17 protein-coding genes are annotated in these 15,174 nt (G+C 70.2%); 13 read left to right on the top strand and 4 right to left on the bottom strand.

Annotation, left to right across the window (positions count from 1 at the left end):
- Positions 1 to 106 precede the first annotated feature (106 nt).
- The 4 genes from ABH941_RS20140 (at position 107) to ABH941_RS20155 (ending at position 4,360) form a co-directional block, all read left to right on the top strand.
- Positions 107 to 1,183, top strand: a complete 1,077-nt coding sequence (locus ABH941_RS20140) for a PhoH family protein (RefSeq protein ID WP_134009709.1) — start codon at positions 107 to 109, stop codon at positions 1,181 to 1,183.
- Between the two features lie 14 nt (positions 1,184 to 1,197).
- Positions 1,198 to 1,686 carry an rRNA maturation RNase YbeY gene (gene ybeY / locus ABH941_RS20145; protein ID WP_134009711.1) on the top strand — a complete coding sequence of 163 codons (489 nt, stop codon included), beginning with the start codon at positions 1,198 to 1,200 and terminating at the stop codon, positions 1,684 to 1,686.
- Positions 1,687 to 1,699: 13 nt separating this feature from the next.
- Positions 1,700 to 3,034: a hemolysin family protein gene (locus tag ABH941_RS20150; RefSeq protein ID WP_370130798.1), complete on the top strand. Its 1,335-nt coding sequence runs from the start codon at positions 1,700 to 1,702 to the stop codon at positions 3,032 to 3,034.
- A gap of 105 nt (positions 3,035 to 3,139) precedes the next feature.
- Complete coding sequence (locus ABH941_RS20155) at positions 3,140 to 4,360, top strand: M20 family metallopeptidase (RefSeq protein WP_370130799.1); 1,221 nt, start codon at positions 3,140 to 3,142, stop codon at positions 4,358 to 4,360.
- On the opposite strand, the gene ABH941_RS20160 is transcribed toward ABH941_RS20155, so the two are convergent.
- Complete coding sequence (locus ABH941_RS20160; RefSeq protein WP_370130800.1) at positions 4,341 to 5,219, bottom strand: LLM class flavin-dependent oxidoreductase; 879 nt, start codon at positions 5,217 to 5,219, stop codon at positions 4,341 to 4,343. The two genes, ABH941_RS20155 and ABH941_RS20160, sit on opposite strands and share 20 nt — an antisense overlap.
- 214 nt (positions 5,220 to 5,433) lie before the next feature.
- Here ABH941_RS20160 and ABH941_RS20165 point away from each other — a divergent pair, with 214 nt between their 5' ends.
- The 5 genes from ABH941_RS20165 to era all read left to right on the top strand — a co-directional run bounded on the left by ABH941_RS20165 (position 5,434) and on the right by era (position 8,215).
- Positions 5,434 to 5,865 (top strand): nitroreductase/quinone reductase family protein, encoded by a 432-nt coding sequence (locus tag ABH941_RS20165; RefSeq protein ID WP_370130801.1) that lies wholly within the window; start codon positions 5,434 to 5,436, stop codon positions 5,863 to 5,865.
- A gap of 31 nt (positions 5,866 to 5,896) precedes the next feature.
- Positions 5,897 to 6,271 carry a cytidine deaminase gene (locus ABH941_RS20170; RefSeq protein ID WP_370130802.1) on the top strand — a complete coding sequence of 125 codons (375 nt, stop codon included), beginning with the start codon at positions 5,897 to 5,899 and terminating at the stop codon, positions 6,269 to 6,271.
- A gap of 91 nt (positions 6,272 to 6,362) precedes the next feature.
- Positions 6,363 to 6,518, top strand: a complete 156-nt coding sequence (locus ABH941_RS20175) for a hypothetical protein (RefSeq protein WP_370130803.1) — start codon at positions 6,363 to 6,365, stop codon at positions 6,516 to 6,518.
- Between the two features lie 44 nt (positions 6,519 to 6,562).
- Positions 6,563 to 7,192, top strand: a complete 630-nt coding sequence (locus ABH941_RS20180) for a Uma2 family endonuclease (RefSeq protein WP_370130804.1) — start codon at positions 6,563 to 6,565, stop codon at positions 7,190 to 7,192.
- Positions 7,193 to 7,219: 27 nt separating this feature from the next.
- Positions 7,220 to 8,215 (top strand): GTPase Era, encoded by a 996-nt coding sequence (era, locus tag ABH941_RS20185; RefSeq protein WP_370130805.1) that lies wholly within the window; start codon positions 7,220 to 7,222, stop codon positions 8,213 to 8,215.
- A 42-nt stretch (positions 8,216 to 8,257) separates the two neighbouring features.
- On the opposite strand, the gene ABH941_RS20190 is transcribed toward era, so the two are convergent.
- A complete protein-coding gene (locus ABH941_RS20190; RefSeq protein WP_370130806.1) occupies positions 8,258 to 9,280 on the bottom strand; it encodes a LacI family DNA-binding transcriptional regulator in 1,023 nt (340 codons plus the stop codon).
- A 70-nt stretch (positions 9,281 to 9,350) separates the two neighbouring features.
- Complete coding sequence (locus tag ABH941_RS20195; protein WP_370130807.1) at positions 9,351 to 9,620, bottom strand: hypothetical protein; 270 nt, start codon at positions 9,618 to 9,620, stop codon at positions 9,351 to 9,353.
- 337 nt (positions 9,621 to 9,957) lie between these two features.
- Here ABH941_RS20195 and leuA point away from each other — a divergent pair, with 337 nt between their 5' ends.
- The 4 genes from leuA to ABH941_RS20215 all read left to right on the top strand — a co-directional run bounded on the left by leuA (position 9,958) and on the right by ABH941_RS20215 (position 14,259).
- Positions 9,958 to 11,724, top strand: coding sequence for a 2-isopropylmalate synthase (gene leuA / locus ABH941_RS20200; RefSeq protein ID WP_370130808.1), 1,767 nt, complete (start codon positions 9,958 to 9,960; stop codon positions 11,722 to 11,724).
- Positions 11,725 to 11,911: 187 nt separating this feature from the next.
- Positions 11,912 to 12,583 (top strand): TerB family tellurite resistance protein, encoded by a 672-nt coding sequence (locus tag ABH941_RS20205; RefSeq protein ID WP_370130836.1) that lies wholly within the window; start codon positions 11,912 to 11,914, stop codon positions 12,581 to 12,583.
- A gap of 76 nt (positions 12,584 to 12,659) precedes the next feature.
- The gene (recO, locus tag ABH941_RS20210) at positions 12,660 to 13,406 is read left to right on the top strand and encodes a DNA repair protein RecO (RefSeq protein WP_370130809.1); all 747 of its coding nucleotides are present in this window, start codon (positions 12,660 to 12,662) and stop codon (positions 13,404 to 13,406) included.
- 19 nt (positions 13,407 to 13,425) lie between these two features.
- Positions 13,426 to 14,259 carry an isoprenyl transferase gene (locus tag ABH941_RS20215; protein WP_370130810.1) on the top strand — a complete coding sequence of 278 codons (834 nt, stop codon included), beginning with the start codon at positions 13,426 to 13,428 and terminating at the stop codon, positions 14,257 to 14,259.
- A 179-nt stretch (positions 14,260 to 14,438) separates the two neighbouring features.
- On the opposite strand, the gene ABH941_RS20220 is transcribed toward ABH941_RS20215, so the two are convergent.
- The gene (locus ABH941_RS20220; RefSeq protein ID WP_370130811.1) at positions 14,439 to 14,867 is read right to left on the bottom strand and encodes a Fur family transcriptional regulator; all 429 of its coding nucleotides are present in this window, start codon (positions 14,865 to 14,867) and stop codon (positions 14,439 to 14,441) included.
- Between the last annotated feature and the right edge of the window lie 307 nt (positions 14,868 to 15,174).

Here is a 15,174-nt window from a genome sequence, read left to right on the forward strand (position 1 = left end):
CGGCCCTACCGGCCGTCGTACCCTTGTCACACCAGGCCTCAGCGATGCCACAGAGGCTGGCGGACCCGATAGAGAGATGGGATGAGGCAGGCCTCAGCGCCGACCCATGACTTCTACGACACCCCAAGCACAGCGCGCCCAGCAGGTGCCGGCGCAGGCCCAGGCCAAGATCGTGATCCCGGAGAAGCACCCGATGGTGAGCGTCCTCGGCGCCGGTGACTCGCTCCTGAAGGTGATCGAGAAGGCCTTCCCGGACCTCGACATCCACGCCCGCGGCAATGAGATCACCGCCACCGGCGACCGGACCGGGATCCGCCTGGTCCAGCACCTGTTCGACGAGATGATGCTGGTGCTGCGCACCGGCCAGCCCCTGACCGAGGACTCCGTGGAGCGTTCCATCGCCATGCTGCGCAAGGCCGAAGAGGACCCGACCAGCCCCGAGGGCACCCTGAGCCCCTCGTCGGTGTTCACCGCCAACATCCTGTCCAACCGCGGCCGCTCGATCCGCCCCAAGACGCTCAACCAGCAGAACTACGTCGACGCCATCGACCGCCACACCATCGTCTTCGGCATCGGCCCGGCCGGCACCGGTAAGACCTACCTCGCCATGGCCAAGGCCGTCCAGGCCCTGCAGGCCAAGCAGGTCACCCGGATCATCCTCACCCGCCCCGCCGTCGAGGCGGGCGAACGCCTGGGCTTCCTCCCCGGCACCCTCTACGAGAAGATCGACCCCTACCTCCGCCCCCTCTACGACGCCCTCCACGACATGATCGACCCCGACTCCATCCCCCGCCTGATGGCCGCCGGAACGATCGAGGTCGCCCCGCTGGCATACATGCGGGGTAGGACGTTGAATGATGCGTTCATCATTCTGGACGAGGCGCAGAACACCAGTGCCGAGCAGATGAAGATGTTCCTGACCCGGCTCGGTTTCAACTCCAAGATCGTGGTGACCGGTGACGTCACCCAGATCGACCTGCCGGGCGGTACCACGAGTGGGCTGAAGATCGTCCAGGAGATTCTCGGCGAGGTGGAGGACATTCACTTCAGCCGTCTGACCAGCCAGGACGTGGTCCGCCACAAGCTGGTCGGGAAGATCGTGGACGCCTATGGGCAGTACGACGCCGCTCAGGAGAGCGCACCCCCGCGCAAGCCCCGAACGCCCCGACGCAACGAAAGCTGAGATCCGAACTCCCCATGTCGATCGACATCAACAACGAGTCCGGCACGGAGGTGGACGAGCAGGCGATCCTGGACATCGCCCGCTTCGCCCTGGACCGGATGCGCATCCACCCGCTCTCCGAGCTCTCCGTCATCGTGGTGGACGCGGAGGCGATGGAGGCGCTGCACATCCAGTGGATGGACGAGCCAGGACCGACCGACGTGATGTCCTTCCCCATGGACGAGCTGCGTCCGGGCAAGGAGGACGAGGAGCTGCCGCAGGGCCTGCTCGGCGACATCGTGCTCTGCCCGGAGGTGGCCACCGCCCAGGGCAAGGCGAACGGCCACTCCATGGACGCCGAGCTGCAGTTGCTCACCGTCCACGGGGTGCTGCACGTCCTCGGATACGACCACGAGGACCCGGACGAGGAGCGCGAGATGTTCGGGCTGCAGAAGCGGATCCTGGACGACTGGCGCGCCGAGCGCGGCGAGACGGGGCCGTCCCCGGCCCCGACGACCCGGTGAGCGGGCGCCGGAAATGAGCGGCAACAGTACCGGCTTCCTCGTCCTGGCCGTCCTGCTGGTGGTGTTCGCCTGGCTGGCGGCCTGCGCCGAGGCGGCCATCTCCCGGGTGTCCCGGTTCCGGGCCGAGGAGGCCGTCCGCCATGGCCGGCGCGGGGCCAAGGGCATGCTCACGGTGGCGGCGGAGCCGATCCGCTACCTCAACCTGGCGACGCTGATCCGGGTCACCTGCGAGATGGCCTCGGCTGTCCTGGTGACCGTGGTCTGCGTCCGCACCTTCCACGAGACCTGGGCCGCGCTGCTGGTCGCCATCGGAGCGATGGTGCTGGTCTCGTACGTGGCGGTGGGCGTGTCGCCGCGCACCATCGGGCGCCAGCACCCCATGAACGTGTCCACGGCCGCCTCCGTGGTGCTGCTGCCGCTGAACCGGATCCTCGGCCCGATCCCGCAGCTGCTGATCCTGATCGGCAACGCGCTCACCCCCGGCAAGGGCTTCCGCGAGGGCCCCTTCGCCTCGGAGGCGGAGCTGCGGGCGCTGGTCGACCTGGCCGAGAAGGACTCGCTGATCGAGGACGAGGAGCGCCGGATGGTGCACTCGGTCTTCGAACTCGGCGACACCATCGTCCGCGAGGTGATGGTCCCCCGGACCGACCTGGTGATGATCGAACGCGAGAAGACCGTGCGTCAGGCGCTCACCCTGGCCCTGCGCAGCGGCTTCTCCCGGATGCCGGTGGTCGGCGAGAACGAGGACGACGTCGTCGGCATCGTCTACCTCAAGGACCTGGTCCGGCGCACCCATGTGAACCGGGAGGCCGAGAACGAGCCGGTCAGCTCGGTGATGCGGCAGGCCACCTACGTCCCCGACAGCAAGCCGGTGGCGGACCTGCTGCGGGAGATGCAGCGGGACCGGATCCATGTCGCCGTCGTCATCGACGAGTACGGCGGCACGGCCGGCCTGGTCACCATCGAGGACATCCTGGAGGAGATCGTCGGCGAGATCACCGACGAGTACGACCGCGAGTCGCCGCCGGTGGAGCAGCTCGACCACGGTGCGTTCCGGATCACCGCGCGGCTGCCGGTCGAGGAGCTGGGCGAGCTGTTCGGCATCGAGCTGGAGGACGAGGACGTCGAGACGGTCGGCGGCCTGCTGGCCAAGGCCCTGGGCCGGGTGCCGATTCCCGGCTCCGGCGTCGAGGTCCCGGTACCCGAGGACGAGGAACTCCCCATCAGCGCCATCCGCCTGACCGCCGAGAGCACCGCCGGCCGCCGCAACCGCATCGGCACCCTCCTCGCCGAACCCGTCCTCCGCGACGCCCCGGACGACGACGAGGAACGCCCCGAATCCGACTGAGCCCGATAGGGGCGCGGGGAACTGCGCGAAACGGCGGTAGAGCACCAATCGAACAGGTCCCCGCGCCCTGGTGACCACACGCCGTCCAGTGATACTCCTGACCCCATGACCTCCACCGCGCCCCTCCCGCCCCTGCTCGAATCCGCCCACGCCCTCCAGCCCGACCTCGTCGCCCTGCGGCACGCCGTGCACCAGGACCCCGAGATCGGCCTCGAACTCCCGCGCACCCAGGCCAAGGTGCTCGCCGTGCTGGACGGGCTGCCGCTGGAGATCACCCTCGGCGAGAAACTCGGCTCGGTCACGGCCGTACTGCGCGGCGGCGCCGGCCCCGGCCCGACCGTCCTGCTGCGCGGCGACATGGACGCGCTGCCGGTGCAGGAGACCAGCGGGCTGCCCTTCGCCTCGACCGTCCCCGGAGTGATGCACGCCTGCGGCCACGACCTGCACGTGGCCGTGCTGATGGGCGCGGTCCGGCTGCTCTGCGAGCGGCGCGAGCAGATAGCCGGTGACGTGGTCTTCATGTTCCAGCCGGGGGAGGAGGGCCTGGGCGGCGCCAAGGTGATGCTGGACGAGGGGCTGCTGGCCGCCTCCGGCAGCACCCCGGTCGCCGCCTACGCGCTGCACGTCTCCTCCGCGATGCCGCAGGGGCAGGTCCTCGGCCGCCCGGGGACGATCATGGCCGCCGCAGACACCCTCACCGTCACCATGCGGGGCCGCGGCGGTCACGGGTCGGCTCCGTTCGCCGCCCTCGATCCGGTCCCGGCGGCCTGCGAAGCGGTGCTCGCGCTGCAGACCATGGTGACCCGCCGCTTCAGCGTCTTCGACCCGGTCGTCCTCACCACGGGGCTGCTGCGGGCCGGAACCATCAACAACGTCATCCCGGACGACGCGTTCTTCGAGACCACCGTCCGCTCCTTCTCCCCGGAGGCGCGGGAACGGGTACGCGAGGAGGCACTGCGGGTGGTGCGGGGCGTCGCGGAGGCCCATGGGCTGGAGGTCGACGCCGTCTTCAGCGACATGTACCCGGTCACGGTGAACGACGGCGGCGAGGCCGCCTTCGTGCAGGAGACGGCGAAGGCCCTGCTCGGCGAGGACCGCTGGACGACGATGGACCAGCCCCTGGCGGGTGCCGAGGACTTCTCCTACGTCGCCGAGCAGATCCCCTCCGGCTACTTCTTCCTCGGCGCCTGCGTGGACGGCCTGGACCCGGAGACCGCCCCGTACAACCACTCGCCGGAGGCGGCCTTCGCCGACTCCGTCCTGGCCGACGGCGCGGCCCTGCTGGCCGAGCTGGCGCTGCGCCGGATCAGCCGCGCAACTCCCTGACGGCCGCCTCGATCTGCCGGAACGGCTCCGGGCCGACCGCCCGCAGTACCACCGTGTCGGCCCCCGCCGCCCACAACTCCCGCACCCGGGTGGCGGCGGTGGGGGCCGGGCCCGCCGCAGCGAACACGTCCTCGGGGGAGCGGCCGAGCCAGGCGGCGTGGCCGTCCAGGGCGGGGCCGACGGTGCTCCGGAGCCGCTGAGGGTCGTCCTCGACGCAGAGGAAGGCGAACACGGTGAGGTTGGGCCGCGCCGCCTTCTCGTCGCGTCCCTTCAGCATGTGCTGCATGGCGGATGACAGATCGTCGGGCCCATGGCCCTCGGCGATGATCGCCCCGTCGGCGACGCGCCCCGCCAGCTCCAGCGAGCGGGGCCGTACCACCCCGGCCAGCACCTGCGGCACCACGGCGGGCGGATGCACCAGCCGTACGCCGTCCAGGCTCACCTCCCGCCCCTGGACCGTCACCTCCTCACCGCGCAGCAGCCCGCGCACGGCCTGCACCGTCTCCTCCAGCAGCGCCAGCGGACTGCGCGGAGCCACCCCCGCCTTCTCCATCCACTCGCGCACCCCGTGCCCGACCCCCGCCGTCAACCGCCCGGGGAACATCCGCGCCAGCGCGGCCAGCTCCATCGCCAGCAGCGCGGGACTGCGCAACGGCGCGGGGGTGATCCCGATCCCGACCCGCAACCGCTCGGTCACCGCGAGCGCCGCAGCAGCGGACGCGATCGAACCGGTCCACCCCAGGTCCTCGACCACCCACAGGTCTTCGACCCCCAGCGCCTCCACGTCCCGGGCGAACGGCAGCAGCCCCTCAGGTGCCCAGTCACGGTCGTACATCACGCCGATCCGATGAGTCGTCATGCCGCGCACGCTATGCAGGGAGGCGGGTATTTATCAACGGGGGTGGGGTGGCGGTCGGGGGAGGCGGGGTGGCTCCGCTGGTGGGCGGCATCGGTGGCGCGATGCAAGCCACCTACAGCTTCCGACCGCCCGCGAGGGGCAGGATGGTCACCACGGCGCTCGCACCCGCGCGCGCCGTGCTCGAACTGAACGATGTGACAAGGGGATTGCCCGGATGGACCAGGCGCAGCGACGTGAGTGGAACGAGAAGGTCATCGAGGAGTTCCGGGCCAACGAGGGGGTGGTGGGCGGTTCGTTCGCGGGGCACACCCTGCTCCTGCTCACCACGCGCGGGGCGAAGAGTGGGGAGTTGCGGGTGTCGCCGTTGGCGGCGGTTTCGGCTGATGGGGGTGCGGGGCGGCGGTGGGCGGTGTTCGCCGCGAACGGGGGGCGGCCGATGCGGCCGGGGTGGTACTACAACCTGTCGGCCGATCCGGTGGTGACGGTGGAGGTCGGGACGGAGCGCTTCCAGGCCGTGGCGGAGGACGCCACGGGCGCGGAGCGGGAGCAGCTGTGGGCGGTGATGCTGGAGCGGCTGCCGTCGTTGGACGACTTCCAGGCGACGGCGCCCGGGCCGATCCCGGTGGTCGTGCTGACCAGGCAGTGAGGGACCCCGGCCGGGCCTTATCCTCGGACGCATGAGCGACGAGGCGGCCCCCCAAACTCCGGCGGATTCCATCGATCCCGAGGACAAAAAGATCATCACCCTGGCGCGGTCGGTCCGTGCCCGCAACGGCGCGCCCGAGGGTGCGGCGGTGCGCGACGAGACCGGGCGGACCTACGTCGCCGGGTCGGTGGCGCTGGAGTCGCTGAGGCTCAGCGCCCTGCAGACGGCGGTGGCGATGGCCGTGGCCAGCGGCGCCAAGGGGCTGGAGGCGGCGGCGGTCGTCAGCGCGGCCGAGGCGGTCGCCGCCGACGACCTCGCCGCGGTACGGGACCTCGGCGGCGCCGGTACCCCGGTGCTGCTGGCCGGCCCCGACGGCACCCTGCGGCTCACCACCCCCGCGAGCTGAGCCGTCCGCCGACGCCATCCTCGAACGGACGTCTTGTCATCCGCCCCGACCCCGCTAGGGTCGGGGCGGATGTCTTTCAGGGAGGGGTGCCGTGGGGGGCATAGGTTTCATCGCGGGGGTCCTGTTCGTGCTGATGGGGATGGGGCACTGGCAGGAGGACCGGAATCCCGGCTGGCTCGCCGCCTCGATCATCGTGGCGCTGTTCACCGTGGTGGGGGGCATAGGGGCGCTGTTCAAGCGCAAGTAGTACGTGCACGCTCCCTCGTTCGGATGAGTGATCAGGAAACTGCTATGGGTACGCTTGACCCGTCGGCGAGGATCCTGCCCATGGGAGCACTAATGACCGTCGAACCTCAGGTCACCTGGCCCACTCCGCCAGCAGACGGCTGGGTCGCGGAAGACCTCGACAGGCTTCCCAACCTGCCTCCGCACACGGAGCTGCTTGACGGGAGCCTGACCTTCATGGGCGCGCAGTCCACTTTCCACTACTGCGTGATTGAGCTGCTGGCGTACGGCCTGCGCGCAGCCAAGCCGTCGGATCTGGCCCTCATCAGGGAAATGACCGTCACCCTCAACCGGAGGAACCGCCCGGAGCCGGATCTGATGGTGGTGCCCCGGTCGGCGGTCTCCGGGCTCGGGCAGACCGATTTCAAGCCGTCGGACGTGCTGCTGGCGATCGAAGTGGTCTCTGCCGAGTCCGAGGAGCGCGACCGTGAGGTCAAGCCGCGCAAGTACGCGGGGGCCGGCTTCGCGCACTTCTGGCGCGTGGAGAACGAGAAGGGGGAGCCGGCCGTCCATGTCTTCGAACTGGACGCGGCCATCGGCGCGTATGCGCCGATGGGGGTCCACCGCAAGCGGCTCGCCCTCGACCTCCCGTTCCCGGTGGACATCGACCTCGCCGACCCGCTGCGCTGGCTCTGACCATCCAGCTCCCCCGCATAGGGGAGAATGGTCCCCATGAGCTCTCGCCCCACCCAGCAGTCCGCCAGGCCCGCCACCGCTGCCGACGACGACGCCCTTCTGGGGGCCCGCCCGCACCGGTCGGGCTTCGCCTGCTTCGTCGGGCGCCCCAACGCGGGGAAGTCCACCCTCACCAACGCCCTGGTCGGCACCAAGGTCGCGATCACCTCCGACCGGCCGCAGACCACCCGCCACACCGTCCGGGGCATCGTGCACCGGCCCGACGCGCAGCTGATCCTGGTGGACACCCCCGGGCTGCACAAGCCGCGCACCCTGCTGGGCGAGCGGCTCAACGACGTGGTGCGCTCCACCTGGGCCGAGGTCGACGTGATCGGCTTCTGCCTCCCCGCCGACCAGAAGCTCGGCCCCGGTGACAAGTTCATCGCCAAGGAGCTGGCCGCGATCAAGCGGACCCCCAAGGTCGCCATCGTCACCAAGACCGACCTGGTGGACTCCAAGCAGCTCGCCGAGCAGCTGATCGCCGTCTCCCAGCTGGGCGCTGAACTGGGCTTCGAGTGGGCCGAGATCATTCCGGTGTCGGCCGTCGCGAACACGCAGGTGGAGCTGCTCGCGGACCTGCTGGTGCCGCTGCTGCCGGAGGGCCCGCTGCTCTACCCGGAGGGCGACCTCACCGACGAGCCCGAGCAGATCATGGTCGCCGAGCTGATCCGCGAGGCCGCGCTGGAGGGCGTGCGGGACGAGCTGCCGCACTCGCTCGCCGTCGTGGTCGAGGAGATGCTGCCGCGCGAGGGACGTCCGGAGGGCCGGCCGCTGCTGGACATCCACGCCAATGTCTACATCGAGCGGCAGAGCCAGAAGGCCATCGTGATCGGTTCCAAGGGCGCCCGGCTGAAGCATGTGGGCACGGTCGCCCGCCAGCAGATCGAGGCGCTGCTCGGCACCCCGGTCTTCCTCGACCTGCACGTCAAGGTCGCCAAGGACTGGCAGCGCGACCCCAAGCAGCTGCGCAAGCTGGGGTTCTGACGGCAGGTCGGCAGGGGCCGGCAGGTCGGCAGAAACGGGCAGTCAGCCCGAGTCGCGGACCACGACTGTCGCCGTCGGCAGGTCGACGACCTCCGGCGGGGAGTCCGGGTGGCGGATAAGGTGGTCGATCAGGTCCGCCAACTGCCTTCCTCCGGGCAGGATCTGACGCACTGTCGACAGTCTGGGCCGGAGCAGCCGGGCCAGCAGCAGATCGTCGGCGCCGACCAGCGCCAGCTCGCCGGGGATGTCGACCCCGGCGTCCTGGAAGGCGCTCATCAGCAGCATCGCGAACTCGTCGTTGTAGCTGAACAGCGCGGTGTGGCCGAGGCCGCGCCAGCGGGCGGCGAGGTCTGCGGCGGCCTCCTCGGTGTAGTCCAGGTCCAGGCGCTCGACCAGGCCGCCGTTGGCCGCCGCGGCCGCGGCGGCGCGGACCCCGGCCAGGCGGGGGAGGCTGAACAGGTCCAGGGAGTGGTCGGTGGGGACGATCACGCCGATCGAGCGGTGGCCGCGTTCCAGCAGGTGCGCTCCGGCGGCTGCGCCGACCCCGCGCTGGTCCATGACCAGGGCGTGCACGCCCTGCACCGGCGGCCCGCCCAGGGTCAGCACCGCGCGGGTGCCGGAACGCTTCAGCAGGTCGGCCGAGCGCGGGGTGAGCGCGGTGCCCAGGCCGGCGATCACGGCCGAGGGGCGCAGCTCCGCCCAGAGCCGGGCGGCGGTCTCGCTGTCGTTGCCGGTGTCCCCGTAGAGCACGGCGGTGTAGCCGTGGGCGCGCAGGCCCGAGCGCAGTTCCGCGTAGAAGTCGTTGAACAGCGGGCCGAAGGTGATGTCCGGGGTGGTCAGCAGCACGATTCCGCTGTGCCCGGCGCGGAGCGAGCGCGCGGCGGCGTGCGGGATGTAGCCGAGTTCGTCGGCCGCGGCGCGGACCCGCTGCCGGGTCTGCTCGCTGACGCGGCCCCCGGCGGTGTCGTTGAGCACGTACGAGACGGTGGCGCGGGAGACGCCTGCGCGGCGGGCGACGTCGGCGCTGGTGGGTGTGCCGGTGCGGGCGGCTGATTGCTGAGTCATCTCATTCGGCATCCTTCCAGAGCAGAAGCCTGGCGCGGGGGCGTTATGAGGTGTTTGACATACGGTGGGGCTACTGGCCCTGGGCCAGCACCAGGGCGATCAGGTCGGACTGACTGTCCGTCAGCTGGGTTTCGGCGCAGTGTCGCGGGCTGCGGCCGTCGATGCTGATGGTGTAGTGGCACCCGTCCGGCACTCCGAAGGCCGGCGTCCGGGTGCAGGCCCCGAGGGCCTCGCGTGCCAGCGCGTGGATGTGGGGGGCGTCCGGGCGCCCCTCGGTCTCCAGCACGGACCCCTGCGGGGCGCCGAGGGGGCCGCTGGAGCGGGTCACCTGGATACGCATGGTTGTCAGTGTGGGGCACAGGGTTACCATTCGGCCAGAGGTGCACGCTGGCGGGTGCTTGCTGTTTGCGCCCGCCTTTGATCAAGCAGAGCCCCGCGCCCCTATGGGGCGCGTCTCAAAGGGTGGAACATCTGTGGGTTCTGCTGTGGCGGTTCGGGAGGCTGGGTTATGGTGGAAAACATCATGCGTGCCCGGCTGCTTCTTCTTAGCTGCCGCGGCGAGGGCCTGTAGTTCATATAAGGCCGACTCCCTCGCCGCGGGGAGCTGTGCTGTGCGCTTGTATGGAGCGTCGGTCGTCGGTTTCTTCCGTCCCGAATCTCTCAGGGAGCATGAACCCATGTCCGACACGCCCTTCCATGAGCGGCCCACCCCTGTCACCGCCGCCACCGTGCGCCAGCAGCCGTCCGGGATGCCGTTCCGGCGCTACGTACCCTTCGGCACCGTCGACCTGCCGGACCGCACCTGGCCGTCCAAGGTCATCACCAAGGCCCCCCGCTGGCTGTCCACGGATCTGCGCGACGGCAACCAGGCCCTGATCGACCCGATGTCCCCGGCGCGCAAGCGGGCGATGTTCGACCTGCTGGTGCGGATGGGCTACAAGGAGATCGAGGTCGGTTTCCCCTCCTCCGGCGCCACCGACTTCGACTTCGTGCGCTCCATCGTCGAAGAGGGCGCGATCCCCGAGGACGTCACCATCAGCGTGCTGACCCAGGCCCGCGAGGACCTGATCGCGCGCACTGTGGAGTCCCTGGTCGGCGCCCCCAAGGCGACCGTCCACCTCTACAACGCGACCTCTCCGCTGTTCCGCCGGGTGGTGTTCAAGGGGTCCAGGGAGGACATCAGGAACATCGCCGTGGACGGCACCCGGCTGGTGATGGAGTACGCCGAGAAGCTGCTGGACGAGGACACCGTCTTCGGCTACCAGTACTCGCCGGAGATCTTCATCGACACCGAGCTGGACTTCGCGCTGGAGGTCTGCGAGGCGGTGATGGACGTCTGGCAGCCCGCCGAGGGCCGCGAGATCATCCTCAACCTGCCGACCACGGTGGAGCGTTCCACGCCCAACGTCTACGCCGACAAGATCGAGTGGATGTCGCGGAACCTGTCCCGCCGCGAGTTCATCGCGCTGTCCACCCACCCCCACAACGACCGCGGCACCGGCGTCGCCTCCGCCGAACTGGCCGTGATGGCCGGCGCCGACCGGGTCGAGGGCTGCCTGTTCGGGCAGGGCGAGCGCACCGGCAACCTGGACCTGGTCAATGTCGGGATGAACCTGTTCTCCCAGGGCGTGGACCCGATGATCGACTTCTCGGACATCGACGAGATCCGTCGCACGTACGAGTACTGCAACCAGATGGTCGTCCCCGAGCGCCACCCCTACGCCGGCGACCTGGTCTACACGTCCTTCTCCGGCTCCCACCAGGACGCCATCAAGAAGGGCTTCGACGCCCTGGAGGCCGACGCCGCCGCGGCCGGCCACCCGGTCGGCGAGCACACCTGGGGTGTGCCGTACCTGCCGATCGACCCCAAGGACGTCGGCCGCTCCTACGAGGCCGTGATCCGGGTCAACAGCCAGTCCGGCAAGGGCGGCATCGCCTACGTCCTGAAGAACGACCACAAGCTGGACCTGCCGCGCCGGATGCAGATCGAGTTCTCGAAGATCATCCAGGCCAAGACCGACACCGAGGGCGGCGAGGTCACCCCGGCCGAGATCTGGGCCGCCTTCGAGGACGAGTACCTGCCCACCCCGGACGCCCCCTGGGGCCGGATCCAGCTGGGCGCCTACGCCACCGGCACCACCGCCGAGGGCAAGGACGCGATCACCGTCCAGGCCGTGGTGGACGGTTCGCCGGTCGAGCTGTCCGGTACCGGCGACGGCCCGCTCGACGCCTTCTTCGGCGCGCTGGCCTCCATCGGCGTCGACGCCCGCCTGCTGGACTACGTCGAGCACACCCTGAGCCAGGGCTCGGGCGCCCAGGCCGCCTCCTACTGGGAGTGCGCGGTGGACGGCCAGGTGCTGTGGGGGGTCGGCATCGACACCAGCATCGTCCGGGCCTCCATCAAGGCCGTCGTCAGCGCTGTCAACCGGGCGCACCGCGGCTGACACCCGCATCGCATCAGTGCTGGTGAGCACCGGCCCCCGCGCCAAACCTGGCGGGGGCCGGTGATCTCGGCCACAAATTTCTGATCCGGTAGCCGCCCGGGGTACTGACAGGGTGTCATCGCGCATGGCAGCATCGGTGCAACCGACAGAGGAGTCGGTGCTGCAGGCAGGGGAGTGTGCCGTGACGATGGTGGTGACCCCCAAACTGGTCGAGCTCCGGGCGCGTTGGCGCACCGAGTCGCTCGGGGAGTTCTTCTGCGCGGGCTGCGGCGGCGACCGCAACTACCGTCGCCAGGGCGGACGCAGATGGCTGCGGCTGCTCGGCCTCCCGCTGCTGCCGGTCGGCGACGCCGGGACCACGCTCCAGTGCACCGCCTGCCGGACCCGCTACGGCCTGGACGCCCTGGAACGCCCCACCTCCAGCAATCTGCTGGCGATGCTCCGCACCGCCCAGTACACCGTCGTCCTCGCCGTCCTCGCCGCCGGCGGCACCGCCCGCGGCACCCGCGAGACCGCGCTCGGCGTGATCCACGACGCCGGCTACCCCGAACTGGACGAGCCCCAGGTGCTGGCCGCCCTCGCCGCGCTCACCGGCGGCGACGAGGACCTGGTCGAGCTGTACGGCTGCGGCAGCGGGCTGGCGGTGGAACTCCACACCGCGCTGGAGCCGCTGGCCCCGCACCTGATCGGCCCGGGGCGGGAGCGGCTGCTCACCCAGGGCGCCCTGGTCGCGCTCGCCGACGGCCCGTACCGCCCCACCGAGCGCGAGGTGCTCCGCGCCGCCGGGCGCTGCCTCAAGCTCACCCCTGCGGAGATCGACGCGACCCTGGCGGCGGCGACCCGGCAGCCGCACCCCTGAGCGGTCCTGGCCCGGGCTGTCGGTCGCGTACACGGCAGAGACTGAGACTGTCGGTCGCGTGCGCGACAATGACGGCATGAGTCTGTTCCGCGACGACGGGGTGGTGCTCCGGACCCAGAAACTGGGCGAGGCGGACCGCATCATCACCCTGCTCACCCGCCAGCACGGCCGGGTGCGCGCGGTCGCCCGCGGAGTACGCCGCACCAAGTCCAAGTTCGGCGCCCGGCTGGAACCCTTCTCCCATGTCGACGTGCAGTTCTTCTCCCGCGGCGAGGAACTGGTCAGCCGCCATCTGGCGCTGTGCACCCAGGTCGAGACGATCACTCCGTACGGGAGCCGGATCGTCGACGACTACGGCCGCTACACCGCTGCCACGGCCATGCTGGAGACCGCCGAGCGCTTCACCGAGAACGAGGGCGAGCCGGCGGTCCAGCAGTACCTGCTGCTGATCGGCGCGCTGCGGACGCTGGCCACCGGCGAGCACGACTCCCCGCTGGTGCTGGACGCCTTCCTGCTGCGCTCACTGTCCGTGAACGGTTACGCCCCGTCGTTCGGCGACTGCGCCAAGTGCGGGATACCGGGCCCCAACCGCTTCTTCTCGGTGCAGACCGGTGGGGCGCTCTGTCCCGACTGCCGCGTGCCCGGCAGTGTCGTACCCTCCCCTGAGACACTGGTACTGCTGGGGGCGCTGCTGTCCGGCGACTGGGAGACGGCGGACGCGACCGAACCCCGGCACGCCCGCGAGGGCAGCGGCCTGGTCGCGGCGTACGTCCAGTGGCATCTGGAGCGGGGGCTTCGCTCGCTCCGGTACGTCGATCGTTGAGTTGGAGAACAGAGAGCTCATGGCAACAGCACGGCGCGGTCTCTTCGGCGGCGGTCGGCAGCGCGAGTACCTGCCCCCGTCCCCGCACCCCAGTGGCGCCCTGCCGCCCAAGATCCCGGGCGAGCTGGTCCCCGAGCATGTGGCCGTCGTCATGGACGGGAACGGCCGCTGGGCCAAGGAGCGCGGTCTGCCGCGGACCGAGGGCCACAAGGTCGGTGAGAGCGTCGTGCTGGACGTGCTCAAGGGCTGTATCGAGCTGGGTGTGAGGAACCTCTCGCTCTACGCCTTCTCCACCGAGAACTGGAAGCGGTCGCCGGACGAGGTCCGCTTCCTGATGAACTTCAACCGCGACGTCATCCACCGCCGCCGCGACGAGATGAACGAGATGGGGATCCGCATCCGCTGGGCCGGGCGGATGCCCAAGCTCTGGAAGAGCGTGGTGCAGGAGCTCCAGATCGCCGAGGAGATGACCCGCGACAACGACGCGATGACGCTCTACATGTGCGTCAACTACGGCGGCCGCGCGGAGATCGCCGACGCGGCGGCAGCGCTGGCGGCGGACGTCGCCGCTGGAAAGCTGGACCCGAAGAAGGTCAACGAGAAGACCCTCGCCAAGTACATGTACCACCCCGACATGCCGGACGTGGACCTCTTCATCCGCCCCAGCGGAGAGCAGCGGACCTCCAACTTCCTGCTCTGGCAGTCGGCGTACGCGGAGATGGTCTTCCAGGACGTGCTCTGGCCGGACTTCGACCGGCGCGACCTGTGGCGCGCCTGCGAGGAGTTCGCTTCTCGGGACCGTCGCTACGGCGGGGCACTCCCCAACGAGGTGAGCCTCCCCAAACAGGGGTGACCGGTCGCGCGAGGGGCTCTTCGTCGGCGGGTGGCTGATGTTCGCGCAGTTCCCCGCGCCCCTGAGGTGCTGCAACTGGGCCAGTTGCACGTGTTAGGGGCGCGGGGAACTGCGCGAACAGAAACCACCCGCGGTGGTAGAGCCCGCTGACGGTGAGCAACCCCAGCAGCGGGCGGCCCTCACTGCGTTGCGCACTCCGCGCACGTCCCGAAGATCTCCAGCGTGTGGGCCACGTCCACGAACCCGTTGTCGCGGGCCACGCCCTCCGCCCAGCGTTCCACCGCCGGCCCCTCCACCTCGACCGTCCGTCCACAGGACCTGCAGACCAGGTGGTGGTGGTGCCCACTGCTGCACCGTCGGTAGACGGCCTCGCCCTCGTTCGTCCGCAGGACGTCGATCTCACCGGCGTCCGCCAGCGACTGCAGGGTGCGGTAGACGGTGGTGAGCCCGACCGAGTCGCCGCGGTGCTTCAGCAGATCATGCAGCTCCTGCGCGCTGCGGAAGTCGTCGACCTCGGCGAGCAGTGAGGAGACAGCCGTGCGCTGCCGGGTCGACCGGGCGGGGGACGACGGCTGCGGTGATGACTGCTGCGCGGGCGACGGCGTCACCGGGACTCCTCAGGGGCGGGCTTTCGAACAGGACTGCCGCCGCCATTGTGCCAGCCGGGACCGGCTTTCCGGTGCGCGCACGCGCCATGGACACCCACAGTCATGAAAACCATATTCATTTATACTGGAAACCATTGTCAAACTCCACTGGCGGACCCCCGTCGTCGCAACGGATGTGAAACCCCTGCGCCAGCACCGGTAACCTGAGGTATTCGGTCGCGTCCCCCGGTCCCGTTCCCATGGCCGTGACGCGCCCCGCGTGCAATGAAATCCATCACTGACCGCATTCGTCGTACTGAAGAGAGCA

Origin of the sequence: Streptacidiphilus sp. EB103A (genome assembly GCF_041261405.1) — a bacterium.
Lineage (GTDB): Bacteria > Actinomycetota > Actinomycetes > Streptomycetales > Streptomycetaceae > Streptacidiphilus.

Coding starts and splice junctions, on each gene's coding strand:
- ABH941_RS20140 (WP_134009709.1), top strand. CDS start 107: ATGACTTCTACGACACCCCAAGCACAGCGCGCCCAGCAGGTGCCGGCG.
- ybeY (WP_134009711.1), top strand. CDS start 1,198: ATGTCGATCGACATCAACAACGAGTCCGGCACGGAGGTGGACGAGCAG.
- ABH941_RS20150 (WP_370130798.1), top strand. CDS start 1,700: ATGAGCGGCAACAGTACCGGCTTCCTCGTCCTGGCCGTCCTGCTGGTG.
- ABH941_RS20155 (WP_370130799.1), top strand. CDS start 3,140: ATGACCTCCACCGCGCCCCTCCCGCCCCTGCTCGAATCCGCCCACGCC.
- ABH941_RS20160 (WP_370130800.1), bottom strand. CDS start 5,219: ATGACGACTCATCGGATCGGCGTGATGTACGACCGTGACTGGGCACCT.
- ABH941_RS20165 (WP_370130801.1), top strand. CDS start 5,434: ATGGACCAGGCGCAGCGACGTGAGTGGAACGAGAAGGTCATCGAGGAG.
- ABH941_RS20170 (WP_370130802.1), top strand. CDS start 5,897: ATGAGCGACGAGGCGGCCCCCCAAACTCCGGCGGATTCCATCGATCCC.
- ABH941_RS20180 (WP_370130804.1), top strand. CDS start 6,563: ATGGGTACGCTTGACCCGTCGGCGAGGATCCTGCCCATGGGAGCACTA.
- era (WP_370130805.1), top strand. CDS start 7,220: ATGGTCCCCATGAGCTCTCGCCCCACCCAGCAGTCCGCCAGGCCCGCC.
- ABH941_RS20190 (WP_370130806.1), bottom strand. CDS start 9,280: ATGACTCAGCAATCAGCCGCCCGCACCGGCACACCCACCAGCGCCGAC.
- ABH941_RS20195 (WP_370130807.1), bottom strand. CDS start 9,620: ATGCGTATCCAGGTGACCCGCTCCAGCGGCCCCCTCGGCGCCCCGCAG.
- leuA (WP_370130808.1), top strand. CDS start 9,958: ATGTCCGACACGCCCTTCCATGAGCGGCCCACCCCTGTCACCGCCGCC.
- ABH941_RS20205 (WP_370130836.1), top strand. CDS start 11,912: ATGGTGGTGACCCCCAAACTGGTCGAGCTCCGGGCGCGTTGGCGCACC.
- recO (WP_370130809.1), top strand. CDS start 12,660: ATGAGTCTGTTCCGCGACGACGGGGTGGTGCTCCGGACCCAGAAACTG.
- ABH941_RS20215 (WP_370130810.1), top strand. CDS start 13,426: ATGGCAACAGCACGGCGCGGTCTCTTCGGCGGCGGTCGGCAGCGCGAG.